The 11643-nt window shown below is 50.0% G+C and carries 9 protein-coding genes; 1 reads left to right on the top strand and 8 read right to left on the bottom strand.

Annotated elements, in window-relative coordinates:
• Positions 1-315: 315 nt before the first annotated feature.
• The 5 genes from NZM05_03275 to NZM05_03255 form a co-directional block, all read right to left on the bottom strand.
• Positions 316-678, bottom strand: a complete 363-nt coding sequence (locus tag NZM05_03275) for a hypothetical protein (GenBank protein MCS7012643.1) — start codon at positions 676-678, stop codon at positions 316-318.
• 36 nt (positions 679-714) lie between these two features.
• Entirely contained in the window at positions 715-2034 is a 1320-nt protein-coding gene (gene rseP / locus NZM05_03270; protein MCS7012642.1) for an RIP metalloprotease RseP, read from the bottom strand.
• Between the two features lie 84 nt (positions 2035-2118).
• Positions 2119-2541, bottom strand: a complete 423-nt coding sequence (locus NZM05_03265) for a hypothetical protein (protein ID MCS7012641.1) — start codon at positions 2539-2541, stop codon at positions 2119-2121.
• A gap of 155 nt (positions 2542-2696) precedes the next feature.
• The gene (locus NZM05_03260) at positions 2697-3176 is read right to left on the bottom strand and encodes a GNAT family N-acetyltransferase (protein MCS7012640.1); all 480 of its coding nucleotides are present in this window, start codon (positions 3174-3176) and stop codon (positions 2697-2699) included.
• A 2-nt stretch (positions 3177-3178) separates the two neighbouring features.
• A complete protein-coding gene (locus NZM05_03255; protein MCS7012639.1) occupies positions 3179-5116 on the bottom strand; it encodes an ABC-F family ATP-binding cassette domain-containing protein in 1938 nt (645 codons plus the stop codon).
• A gap of 208 nt (positions 5117-5324) precedes the next feature.
• On the opposite strand from NZM05_03255, the gene NZM05_03250 reads away from it, so the two are divergent.
• The gene (locus NZM05_03250) at positions 5325-7916 is read left to right on the top strand and encodes a TonB-dependent receptor (GenBank protein MCS7012638.1); all 2592 of its coding nucleotides are present in this window, start codon (positions 5325-5327) and stop codon (positions 7914-7916) included.
• Between the two features lie 193 nt (positions 7917-8109).
• Here NZM05_03250 and zapE read toward each other — a convergent pair whose 3' ends face one another.
• The 3 genes from zapE to NZM05_03235 all read right to left on the bottom strand — a co-directional run bounded on the left by zapE (position 8110) and on the right by NZM05_03235 (position 11370).
• The gene (gene zapE / locus NZM05_03245) at positions 8110-9165 is read right to left on the bottom strand and encodes a cell division protein ZapE (protein MCS7012637.1); all 1056 of its coding nucleotides are present in this window, start codon (positions 9163-9165) and stop codon (positions 8110-8112) included.
• Positions 9166-9169: 4 nt separating this feature from the next.
• Entirely contained in the window at positions 9170-10429 is a 1260-nt protein-coding gene (locus NZM05_03240; GenBank protein ID MCS7012636.1) for a tetratricopeptide repeat protein, read from the bottom strand.
• Between the two features lie 179 nt (positions 10430-10608).
• Positions 10609-11370, bottom strand: a complete 762-nt coding sequence (locus tag NZM05_03235; protein ID MCS7012635.1) for an SDR family oxidoreductase — start codon at positions 11368-11370, stop codon at positions 10609-10611.
• Positions 11371-11643: the final 273 nt, after the last annotated feature.

Genomic DNA, 11643 nt, shown 5'->3' with positions numbered 1-11643 from the left:
CTGCTTTTGTTGGTTCATCAATCATCGGGAGAGTCGCTACCCCGCGCTTCCAACTCGGAAAGCAATGATTGGCGAAGATAGGCAGCAAAGATAAAGCAAGGCAGTGAGATTCGCAAAGTTGAAATCAGATTTAGGAAGCCATAAGCTACCTTAGGCAGCGTCCATCGCACAAATGCTCTCTTCTTGAAGTCTGAACCTGATTTTCAAATGCTGGCAGAAAACTGAACTGCTATCGAGAGCTCCGAGAAGCAGTTGTCTTGCTTGCTCTTGGCTATCGGGAGAACCGCCACTCTGCGCTTCCACCTTTCAGGTAAATTACTGTGTTTTTAGCAAGGGTTTGATTTGCGGGTATTGCTCGTCATCCAGTGTGAGGAAGAGACGCAATAAGGCAGCGGCGTAAGTTTTGCCCTGCGCATCTAACTTAAGCGACTTTGTGCCACCACCGCCCAGTGCTTCATATAGCAGAAAGTTCAGCGCGCCAATGTTTGGCATTTCATACCGTTCTACCTTGCCTTTCACCATTGAACCAAAATGCGCCTTGACCAATTCGGGCGTCAGTTCGCTTTTTAGGATTTCATAAAACTCAGGGCGGCGTGCAATGATGCCGACATTTACGGTATCGCCTTTGTCGCCGCTGCGCCCATGGGCTAGCTGAAAGAGCATAATGCGATGCTGCATACAGGGATATCTTTTTGCTTACCACACGCTTGCTCGTTACGGATTGATAATATCATTGACGAAAATAAATGCCATCAAAATGAGCAAGGCTGTAAAACCAATTTGTTGAATTGCCATCTTTGTCTTGAGTGGCAGTTCCCTGCCCATCACGCCCTCTACAGCGTTCATTACAAATTGTCCGCCATCCAGCGCAGGAATGGGCAGGATGTTGAGGAACGCCAGCGAAATAGACAGCACTGCCAAGAAAAAGAGAAAACTACCTGCCCCTTGTTCGGCTGTCTGTCCTGCCAGTTTGGCAATCTTAATCGGTCCTCCCACTGATTTGCGAATGTCTTCTTGACCTGTAAGCAGCTTGCCAAAACCCTTGATGGTCATCACGGTCATTTTGCCTGTTTGCTGAATTCCCGCCATGATGCTCTCGAAGAAACCGAGCTTTAAGTATTCACGCTCCGCTGGCGCGACGGTGATACCAATTTTTCCGCTGCTATTTGGGGTTACGTTAGCTTGCTTCATCTCACCTTGCGGAGTTACCCACTCTACCAAAATTTCTTTATTTGCATTTTCACCCACGATACGCACAAGGTCGGACCAGTCTACAATTGGCTGACCTGCCACGCGCAGAATTTTATCGCCCTTCCTTAGCCCAATCTTCTCGGCTGGATAACCGCTGACCAGTTCTCCCACGATGGGTAGCGTGATAGGACGCAGCCCCTCTCCTTTGGCATCGTTGATGCGGGTCATCATGTCGGATGGCGCATCGAGCTTAATCAGCTCTTCACCACGCTTTACCGTGTAAGTCAGGGTGCGGTTGGTAAAGAGTTCGGGGTCTAAGACTTCCTCCCAGTATTTGACGGGCTGACCATTGACCTCCACAATCAGGTCGCCAGTGCGAAATCCCATTTCTTTGAACACAGACGGGCGGTCTGCTTCGACATAGACCCCTGATTTGATAGGCGTGCGCGACTCACCGTAAGCAAGCGAAATGATGACGAAAATCACGGCTGCCAGCACCATATTCATAATGACGCCAGCCGAAATCACAATCAAGCGTTGCCATGTTGGCTTGGAGCGAAACTCCCAAGGCTGTGGTGGCTTAGAGGCAAATTCGGTGTCCATACTTTCGTCGACCATTCCCGCAATTTTGACATAACCGCCAAGCGGAATAGCTCCGATGCCGTATTCAGTCTCACCGCGCTGAATGCTCCACAGCTTCAAATTCCAGAAATCAAAGCCAATGAAGAATCGCTCGACGCGCATTCCAAAGAGCTTTGCTGCCGCAAAGTGTCCAAATTCGTGCACCGTCACCAAAATGAAGATGGCAACGATGAAGTAAAAAACGGTGCTCAGGAATTCCATAGTCATTGCACAAAAGAAGCGTTAATAGACTTTCTTTCCTCTAACCGAACTTAGGCAGATTAGGTTGCAATGCTTTGAGCGGCGCTACGAATTTGGCTTTGCTGCACTGCCATCACCCAGTGCTTTACTTAGGCTCTCCGTAGCTTTGCTTGCACTTTCGCCTAACTTTCCTGCAACTTCGCTCAGACTTGCGGTTGATTTACTTAGGCTCTCTGCTAATGCCGAAAAAGCCTTTGAGACATTCTCCGATGCGTTGCCCGAGCCTGATGCAAAGTCCGCAGAGAAGTTACCAATTGTTTCCGCAAGGTTTGCAAAAATCTTGCTTAGTCCTTCGGCTGTTTTGGCAATCAGCTCAACGGAGCTTGTGGCTAATTTTTCTACCTCGAGGTTTTGCGTGAGACTTGCAACGGTCTGTGTCGTCTCGGAAATCGCTTTGCTTAGCACAGTTACCGAAGTGGTTATCACATCCGGGTTCGATGCGCTCGGTGAAGCATTTTCCTCTGGCATAGCTCAAATGTGGTTTGGTGTTTGAAAGTCGGTGGAATATACGCAGCATTGTGATAGAGCACAACGTCGTTCAAATTACTGTTTCCGTAGCGTTGGATGTGACACAGAATTGGCTGCTCGGCAAGTTAGAGCCACTCTTTATCCTTGTAGCTGCCCTACTCGAGTTCTGCCAAACGCGCAATTGCTTCGCTCGTCAGGCGAAACGTTGTCCAGTCTGACATTGGCACAGCGCCCAGCTTTTTGTAGAACTCAATTGAAGGCGTATTCCAGTCCAAAACAGACCATTCCATACGACCGCAGTTTCGCTCTTTTGCAATCTGTGCCAGTCTTACAAGCAAGGCTTTTCCGTAGCCCTTGCCACGATGCTCCGGCTTCACAAAAAGGTCTTCCAGATACAGCCCGCGCTGCCCAAGAAAGGTTGAGTAGTTATGGAAGAAGAGCGCAAAGCCCACAGGTTCATCACCCTCGAAGGCGAGGAGCGTTTCCGCAGCGGGCGGCGAGCCAAAAAGCGTTTGACGCAAGCGCGCTTCGGTGGCTTGCACCTCGCTCGAGAGCCGCTCATACTCGGCAAGTGCTTTGATGAAGGTCAGAATGAGCGGCACATCCTGTTCAGTGGCAAAACGAATTTTCAGCATCTCTATGACGCCATGCTTTCCCAGTCACGATACAATCCTTCCAGCTCTTCACAGAGCAAGCGATGTTTTTCAAGCGTTTGGCGCGACGCATCGTGTTTGTAGAAATCCTCTTTCATCATTTCTTGCTCGAGCAGTGCCTTTTCTTGCTCGAGTGCCTCAATGCGCGCTTCTAACTTCTGCAAGCGTTTTTGAAGGTCTTTGTTTGGCTCGGATGGTTTTCTGGGTGCTGACTCCTTTTTCATCTCGTGTGCAGCTTTTGCACTTGCCTGCGCTTGGGCCGCCATCTGTGCTTGTTCTGCTTCGAGCTTCTCTAAAAACTCTGCATAGCTACCTTGATAGATGTGCAAGCGACCCTCTTTGAGATAGAGCACTTTGCTCACGAGGCAATCAAGAAAATAGCGGTCATGCGAGACCAAAATGAGCGTGCCGTCGTAGTTTTCCAGCGACTCAATGAGCATTTCTTTGGAGCGCATATCGAGATGATTCGTAGGCTCATCTAAAATCAGGAAGTTGGCTGCCTGCAGCAGCAACTTCGCAAGCGCTACACGTGATTTTTCACCGCCTGAAAGCACACTGATTTTTTTATTTACGGCGTCACCTGAAAAGAGAAAGCAGCCCAGAATGTCGCGCACTTTTTTGCGCGCTTCTGAGTCTGGTGCGGCTTCGAGCATTTCTTCTAAGACGGTGTGCTGCGGATTGAGCCTTTCTGCTTGATGCTGCCCAAAGAAGGCATACTTGACATTGTGCCCCAGTATGCGCCGACCCTCAAAGTCAATTTCACCTGCGATGATTTTACAAAGTGTTGATTTGCCTACGCCGTTTGAGCCGACCAGAGCCAGTCGCTCCCCTCGCTCGATTTCAAGGTTAATGTCTTTTAGCACCAGTTTCTGACTGTGGTCAGGTAGCGCATAAGATTTGGAGACATTTTCCAGTCGCAATACTATTCTGCCAGAAGGCGCTGCTTTCGGAAAGCGAAATGCAATTTGCGACAGGTCTTGCTCTGGCGCTTCCAACTGCGCTTGAATTTTCTCAATCATTCGCATACGGCTCTGCGCCTGTGAAGCCTTTGTTGCCTTTGCTTTGAAGCGCTCTACGAAGCGACGCAGATGCTCAATTCTTTTCAGGTCGTTTTCATACTTAGCTTGCATCTGCTCATAGCGCAGGGCTTTTTCAGTCTCATAGAATGAGTAGTTGCCTTTATACTCCGTGATGCGTCTGAAACTAATTTCCAGCGTTTTGGTGGTGAGTTTGTCTAAGAAAAATCGGTCGTGCGAGACGATGACAAATGCGCCGTCGTAGTTTAGGAGGTAATTCTCCAGCCAGCGCAGTGAATCCATATCGAGGTGATTGGTTGGCTCATCGAGCAACAGCAAGGTTGGATTTTGCAGCAGCAGTTTTGCAATCAGGAGTCGCATTTGCCAGCCGCCCGAAAATGCCTTCACGGGCTTATGAAAATCGTCTTCTGAAAAGCCTAAGCCTATCAGCACTTTTTCAGCATCTGCACGCAGCTTGTAGCCACCCAGTCGCTCAAATTCTGCTGTTGCGTCAGAGAAACGCTCAATTAGCCTTGTATATGCTTCACTTTCGTGTTCTATCGGTAGAGTCAGTTCAACTTCCATTCGGGCGATTTCTCTCGAGAGCTGGTGAAGCCTAGCGTTTGCCTCCATTACATACTCCAATGCTGACTTTTCTAAATCGCCCTCAAAGGAGATTTCTTGTGGCAGGTAACCGATGGTCGTGTCGGATGACTTGAGAATTTCACCTTCCACATGCAATGTTTGCTCAGTCGGATAGCCAGCTATCCACTTGAGCAGCGTGGATTTTCCTGCACCATTTACGCCAACAAGGCCTACTCGGTCACGGTCTCCGATACGAAATGATGTCTGGGTTAAGAGTTCCTTTGTGCCAATCGTCAAGTTCAGGTTGCGTGCTTCCAGCATAACTTGGAAAGTTAAGTTGCAAAGATACGATACGCTGCTAAATCATTTGCCCTATTGTATTCTTGTGGTTGGAAATGTGGCGAGAGTGCGGCTCTCGACAATCCACGAGTCGGAAATGCTGTTTTTCAGAATAAAATTTGTAGTTTCCTGCACTTTACAGAGCACAGCTTTACGAGCTTTTGCGACAAACAAAACCACAACTATGACAATGCAAAAACTGCTACACTGGCTTTTCTACGCACTTTTCCTTCTTCCCACTTTCGCATACAGTCAAACTGCCACGCTCACGGGCACGGTGGTTGATGCAGCGACAGGTGAACCACTTGTTGGCGCAAGTGTTGTCGTTCAGGGCATGCGTTATGGCAGCAGCACGAAAGCCAATGGCACATTTGAGATTCCGAATTTGCCAGCGGGCACATACAAGGTCGTCGCTCGCTATGTGGGTTATCAGCCCCAAACGCTCGAGGCTACATTGACCGATGGTGCAACGGTGCAACTGTCCTTCAAACTGCGTGAGCAAGTGCGTGTGATTGATGAAGTGGTGGTGACTGCCTCGAAAGGGCGAACTGAAAAGAAACTTGACGCACCTGTTATGATTGAGACCGCAGATATTCAAGCCATGCGTCAAAGTGCCAGTCCTTCTCCGCTGGGTGCGGTGGCTAAACTCAAAGGGATTGATTTTGTTGAACGCGGTATCAACACAGTGGATATTATGTCACGCGGCTTAAATACCCAGTTTAATACACGTATGCTCACGCTGATTGACGGACGGCTAGCCACTTTGCCGGGTTTGGGTTTGCCGCAATTTATGCTTGCACCGAATCCTGCCAGCGACTTAGCGGCTGTCGAAATCGTGGTTGGTCCCGCAGCGGCTCTTTACGGCCCTAATGCTCATGCTGGTGTGGTGAATATGCTGACCAAAAACCCATTTGATTATGCGGGCGCAGAGCTTGTCGTTCGTGGCGGCACACAGTCACTTTATGACATTAACCTGCGTTATGCGGACTATGCGGGCAACTTTGGCTGGAAAATTACAGGACAGTGGATGGATGCCAATCAGTTTGAGAGCGGCAACATCTTTATGTTTGTGCCCCCAACTTACATCGGTCAGAATCAAACGTTGCTTAATCCTGAGACGCCTAATCCGCTGCGTATTACGCAAGCCACACTCGACCAATTCTTCAACTTAGGTTATGCTTACCGAGAAACTGAAGTCTCCGCAATGCGCGCAGGCTTGCGTAAGCTCGATGGCGGGCTGTATTACCGCACAGATGATTTCAATGTGCGCTTTATGGCGGGCGTGTCGTCTTCTACAGGGTTCGTAGGTAGCAACTTTGGCGTTCTGGAAGCCAATGAGTATCAAATTCAATATCAGAGCTTGCAAGCGAATGGTTCATTGGGCGGTTTGGGCTTTTTCCTGCAAGTTACGCGCACGGCAAATGATGCAGGCAAGTCGTTTCAATTGCACGACCGCGCAGAGTGGTTTGCACGCGAGGTCATTCGCTTGCGCTCTTTGCCCGGCGGCGCGTCGCTTACACGCGACCAAGCTCTGGCACAAGTGCGACGCAGTTTTATTGATTCTGCCTCTGCCACCATTGACCAGTCTCAACTCTGGGATTCAGAGCTGCAACTACGCTATGACCTTGCCGGCTTTGAACTTGTCGGCGGCTTTCAGTATCGCTTCTACAATCCAAAAGCCAGTTACCTTTCCAACAATCCTAACATTAATCTTACCAACGTCTCCAACTTCCTTGCGATTGATATTACAGCGACAGAAATCGGCGGTTACCTCCAAATCGACAAGCGATTCTTAGACAATAAGCTTCGCTTGACCCTTGCTGCGCGCTTAGATGACCACACATACTACGACCCACAATTTAGCCCCAAAGTCAGTATCGGCTATGAAGTGGCAGACAATCAAAACATTCGGCTGGGCTACAACCGTGCATTTAAAGTGCCTGTCATCTTGGAAAATCACCTCTTTCTCTTCAATGGGGCTGCACGTGGCAATGTGGGTGGTTACACCGTGCGTGACGGTGCTCCTGACGCGCAAGGCAATCCTACTGGCAATGTGGTTGCCGTCTATAACCCGCTGCGTCCCGAAGAAGTCAACGCCTTTGAAGTTGGCTACAAAGGACTCTTTGAGCGCAAGCTCTTTGTGGATTTTGTTGCATTTTACTCACGCTACACCAACTTTATCAGCCCTGCTTTTCAGATTGCTGACGGGGTGCGCACATTTGCTTACGACAACCGCACGAATCGGCGCGTTGGGGTGCTGGAAGATGCACAAGGGCGACCGCTCTTTCCTGGCGTAGCGGGTCAGCTTACCACCTACTTCAACTACGGCGCTGCGACCATTGCAGGGTTTGATTTAGGCTTGTCGTATTACCTTAATTCTGATGTGTTTTTCGAGGGCAGCATGTCGTATATGTCGCTGCTGGATTCCGACAATCCTTTTGCTGCTCAAGGTATTCCGCTTCTGCTCAACGCACCAAATTGGAAGTTCAAAGGCACGCTTACAATGCGTAACCAACTGGTGCAAGGCACATACGCCATCTTGCACGCCCGACATATCCCCAGCTACACTTTCCGAGCCGGTCGCTGGAATGGCACGCTTAACGACCGCACCGTTGTCGATCTTACAATCGGCTACGAGTGGAAGGACTTAGGCATCACGATTCAGGGGAGCATCAACAACATCTTTGATAATCAAACACCTGATGTCGTTGGTGCACCGATTATGCGCCGATTCTTCTCAGCACAGCTCTCCTACGCACTGGGTAGCTTAATTAATCGGTAAAGTGCAGGGCTGCATGGAATTAGAGCGAGCGACCCCCGCTCGCCTTTTTGTTTTCTCTACACCTTTCGGCTCAAAATCAAGATTGCAGAAGCTTGCACCTCTTTTTTGCCAAAGCATTTCTGCAATTCCCAAGTACCAGCGTTATGCGGTGGCTTTTTCTACCGCTATGCTGCACTTCGTCTATTAGCGCCGCTCAGGCTGGCGCTTGCTCACAAATTTCTCTTAGGCGCGACAGGCAACGCAAATACTTCTTGGCGTAAGCAGACTTGTAGAAATCGCTTGGAAACAGCGTCTCAATTGGGACGCTATCAGCAACGAAGAGTTTGCTTTGGTAGTCATAGAGTTTATCTACGAAATACACGAAGCGAAGCGCATCATACTGGTCAGTGAGCGCAGCAAGGTGCTCGAGAAATACCGCATCTAACATTTCGGCTATCTCGAGGTATCGCATGGGGTGAAGTTGTCGCAGAAAGTGGCTTAGCTCTTCGCCAGTAAAGTAGGCTTTCTTGCGCAGCTTTGCAGGGTGGTAGTCCGAAAAAAGCCGTCTTAGACCTTGCAAATGCCAAGTAGAGTGTGTACTTTGTGAGGCGTGATGACGCAAGCGATAGTCTGGCCCGTCAATTCTCACGACGTGGAATTTCGCGGAGAGCATGGCTATCTCACGCTGGAAATCTTGCACGGCAAACCGTCCCTCTCCCAAGCGTGAAGGTGGTGTGTTGGAAGTTGTGACCACCACCGCTCCTTGCGCAAAGACGCGTTGCAAAAAGCCCAGTGCCATTGTGGTATTGCCCGGATCATCCAGCTCAAACTCGTCAATGCAGATAAGCTGTGCTGCACCCAGTTCTGCTGATGCCCGTTCCAAGCCCAAGTATCCGATGAGATACATCAATTCTGTAAAGGAGAGATAGACTTTTTTGCCTGCAAAGGCTTGATAGACGCCTGCCAAGAGATGGGTTTTCCCCACGCCAAATCCACCGTCGAGATAGATACCGACGATATTTTCTGGCACAAAAGCCTTGAGCAATTTGCCAAGTCCATTTTGCTGGCGGTTCAAGCGAGCAACAAAATTTTGCAGATAGGCTTTGGCGGCAGCTTGCGTCGGGTGATGGGGGTCAGGCAGATAGCTTGCAAGCGTGGTATGGGCGAAGCGTGGTGGTGGCGAGAGTTTCCTAAGCAGTGCAGGGAGGTCTAAGTTCGGTGCAAGGTCGTGATAGGAGAAGATAGACGGGAGTGCAGTGTAGTGGTGCATACTTTCATCGTGGCGATTTCTGTTTGGTCGCAAGGTAGTCGTTTAGTTGTTGCAGGAGTCGGCGTGCTTCCAGCAGGCGTGAGCGCACCTCGTTAGCGGCAAGCGGCATTTGCCGTGCAATGTCCATCTCTCGCACCACGGTGGTCAGCTGAAACGAGAGATCCTTGATAGTGGCATCACTTGTTTTGCTGGCTTGTTCGCGCAAGAGTTGCGCAATGCACTGAATCGGGATTTGGCTTGGGCGGCGCACTTGCACCAACACCCTGTTGCATTCGTTGGGGGACATCTCCAAACTTGCATTAGGTAATACAACGGGTGCAAAACCTGTGCTCAATTGCTCAGATGCATACTGCGCAATTGCCACACCCTGCAGCGCAATCGATTTGGTTTCCCGAACAAATTGCTCAAATGCTGGTGCGTTGGCTTCCACCACAATTTCTCTTACGCCGTAAATACGCAGTGAGTCTTCTCGGCGCTTTTCTTCTGATGCCCCATAAAGTTTGAGGTAAGGCTCCGCTTCTTCGTAGCCTTTGGTGCGTGCTGCCAAAAAGTCGCTGAAGGCTTCGGAGCGCAGACCTGCATCGCGCTTTGCTCGACCCCGTGCGAAGTAGTATTTGGCTTCGTTGGCGTTGAGTGCAATTGCATTGTCAAAATCCAGCACGGCTTCCAGCGCACGATGCAATCGCCAGCGTGCCATTCCGCGTTGGTAGTAGTCATCGGCGGTAGGACGAATTTTCAAGGCTTGCGAGAAGGCTGTGATAGCCAGCGTGTCGTTGCCTTTTGCAACCCAGCAGTGCCCGCGCAGCGAATAGGCGTCCGCAAAATTTGGCTCAAGCTCGAGTGCCGCTGATAAGTCGCTTTCTGCTTCATTCAGCTCGCCCAGATGAACCTGGGCCACTGCTCGGTAGTAGAACGCTGCGGGAAGCTTCGGATTGAGCGTAATGACGGCGGAAAGGTCGGCTACTGCGCGTGCATAATCTCGTTGCGATAGGCGCAGCATGGCGCGGTAAAAGTATGCATCTGGTTCGCGACGCCGTAGCAAGACAGCTCGGCTGTAATCTTGCAACGCACCCACTGTATCTTGCAAGCACAATCGTGCATACCCGCGCTTTACAAGGGCTTTCCACTGCACAGCTGAATCGCCTTGCAATGCGCGATTTAGAGACAGCAGTGCAGCAGCATACTCTTGGCGCTCCAATTCTGCTTCGCCTTTTTTTAGCCACTCCGCAGGTGTTTGCGCCATCAGAGGGAGCACCAGCCACACACTGCTCCACACTGCAACCAGCTTTTTCCAAAAGAGATGGTTCAAATGAGATACTTCTGCAATTGTTGAAAGGGCAAAATTTACACGATTGCTTGATGCAGTCAAACTGGAAGCTATTCATCAAGAAAAAACCCTTGCTCGAGGCAAGGGCTTATACGACGCGAGATTTAATGCATTTCTCACTGCGCCACTAAACCGCCATCAATAACCATCGGGTGCCCTGTTACAAATGATGCTGCATCTGAGCACAGCCACACAACGGCTTCGGCAATCTCGTTTGGTTGTCCGAGGCGGCCGATTGGCTCCATTGCCACAATCGCTTGTTCCATTTCTGGTTGCCGTGCAATCACGCGTTCTACCATCGGAGTTTGAATTGCACCTGGGCATACAGCATTGACACGAATACCGGCTTTTGCATATTCGAGAGCGGCTGTGCGTGTCAGTTGCACTACGCCACCCTTAGAGGCGCAGTAGGCTGCCATACCTGGAAACCCAACTAACCCAGCGACTGACGCCGTGTTAACAATTGCTCCACCGCCCTGACGCAGCATCTGCTGAATTTCGTACTTCATGCACAGCCACACGCCTTTAAGGTTGATGTCAATAACCTTATCCCAGTTCTCTTCTGTGCTCTCCGCAGTTGGGGCTGTTGCGCCTTCAATGCCAGCGTTATTAAATGCACAATCTAGCCGACCATACTTTTGAACGACGGCTTTGACCATCGCCTCAACGTCTGCTGCTTTGGAGACATCGGCTTTGATGCACATTGCCTCTCCACCTGCCGCATGAATCATTTTTGCGGTTTCTTCTGCGCCTGCGACTTGCACATCTGCTACAGCCACTTTTGCACCCGCTCGCGCAAAAGCGATTGCTGTTGCGCGACCAATGCCCGATGCGCCGCCAGTTACCAGCGCTACTTTACCATCAAACTGTTTCTCCATACTTTCCTCCATTGTCAAGATGTTTGTAAAACAAGCTCACCCGCTTGCTTGCTGAAAAGTAGTCGCTCTACAAAAAGTTTCAACTTAGCTCACGCAGTAGGACATTCCTATTTCCTCGTTCTATGCATCTGTATCATTCATCTATGCAGTACTACACCCTCTCAACGCCTTGCATTCTTCATCTCAGATATCTCAGCGTAGCTATTCTGAGTGCAGTGAGATTTAGGCTTTACCGCTGACTTCTCTCCAAGACTTTCGCTCGGAAGTGAGCCT

This window comes from Chloroherpetonaceae bacterium (genome assembly GCA_025056565.1).
Taxonomy (GTDB): domain Bacteria; phylum Bacteroidota; class Chlorobiia; order Chlorobiales; family Thermochlorobacteraceae; genus Thermochlorobacter.
This window is presented reverse-complemented; position numbering and strand designations above follow the sequence as displayed.

Coding starts and splice junctions, on each gene's coding strand:
- rseP (MCS7012642.1), bottom strand. CDS start 2,034: ATGGAATTCCTGAGCACCGTTTTTTACTTCATCGTTGCCATCTTCATT.
- NZM05_03235 (MCS7012635.1), bottom strand. CDS start 11,370: ATGGAGAAACAGTTTGATGGTAAAGTAGCGCTGGTAACTGGCGGCGCA.
- NZM05_03260 (MCS7012640.1), bottom strand. CDS start 3,176: ATGCTGAAAATTCGTTTTGCCACTGAACAGGATGTGCCGCTCATTCTG.
- NZM05_03250 (MCS7012638.1), top strand. CDS start 5,325: ATGCAAAAACTGCTACACTGGCTTTTCTACGCACTTTTCCTTCTTCCC.
- NZM05_03265 (MCS7012641.1), bottom strand. CDS start 2,541: ATGCCAGAGGAAAATGCTTCACCGAGCGCATCGAACCCGGATGTGATA.
- zapE (MCS7012637.1), bottom strand. CDS start 9,165: ATGCACCACTACACTGCACTCCCGTCTATCTTCTCCTATCACGACCTT.
- NZM05_03255 (MCS7012639.1), bottom strand. CDS start 5,116: ATGCTGGAAGCACGCAACCTGAACTTGACGATTGGCACAAAGGAACTC.
- NZM05_03275 (MCS7012643.1), bottom strand. CDS start 678: ATGCAGCATCGCATTATGCTCTTTCAGCTAGCCCATGGGCGCAGCGGC.